This window comes from Pelomicrobium sp. G1 (assembly GCF_051905455.1).
In the GTDB taxonomy this organism is placed as follows: Bacteria; Pseudomonadota; Gammaproteobacteria; order Burkholderiales; family UBA6910; genus Pelomicrobium.
Genome location: NZ_JBQACR010000531.1, coordinates 1 through 243, shown reverse-complemented (window position 1 = coordinate 243; position 243 = coordinate 1). Strand labels below are relative to the sequence as shown.

The following is a 243-nucleotide window of genomic DNA, read 5'->3' as shown; positions in this document are numbered from 1 at the left end:
CATTCGGGCCGTCCGAAAGGGCTCTGTCCGGGTCGGGATGGGTCTCCATGAACAGGCCCGAAACTCCCACGGCGATGGCCGCCCGAGCCAGGACCGGGACGAATTCCCGCTGGCCGCCGCTGCGATCCCCTTGGCCGCCCGGAAGCTGCACCGAATGGGTGGCGTCGAATACCACGGGGCAGCCGGTCTGCCGCATCACCATGGGGGAGCGCATGTCCGAGACTAGGTTGTTGTAATCGAAGG

1 pseudogene is annotated in these 243 nt (G+C 66.7%); it reads right to left on the bottom strand.

The annotated features are described in order from the left end of the window. A pseudogene (locus tag ACTFO6_RS19520) lies at positions 1 to 243 on the bottom strand (3-deoxy-8-phosphooctulonate synthase); the annotation flags it as partial.